The following is a 316-nucleotide window of genomic DNA, read 5'->3' on the forward strand; positions in this document are numbered from 1 at the left end:
GAGACGGATTCGAACCGCCGAACCCAGAGGGAGCAGATTTACAGTCTGCCGCGTTTAGCCACTTCGCTATCTCCCCATGGTCGTTCTCCTGGTGCCGGCGATAGGAATCGAACCCACAACCCCCTGATTACAAGTCAGGTGCTCTACCAATTGAGCTACACCGGCGTACCTGGCTTATTATAGCACACCCATTGTCGATGTCAACTGCGTGCCATCGCAAGTAGGTTGTGCACATCTTCGAAAAGATGGCGGAGCTGACGGGACTCGAACCCGCGACCTCCGGTGTGACAGACCGGCGTGAACTCCAGCTTCACCA

Annotated in this window: 1 tRNA gene; it reads right to left on the reverse strand. The window is 56.0% G+C overall.

Annotated features, from left to right (window positions below):
• Positions 1-89 precede the first annotated feature (89 nt).
• Positions 90-165: transfer RNA gene (locus FOI68_RS23095), tRNA-Thr, on the reverse strand.
• Between the last annotated feature and the right edge of the window lie 151 nt (positions 166-316).

This window comes from Brevibacillus sp. LEMMJ03, assembly GCF_007197875.1.
Lineage (GTDB): Bacteria > Bacillota > Bacilli > Brevibacillales > Brevibacillaceae > Brevibacillus > Brevibacillus thermoruber.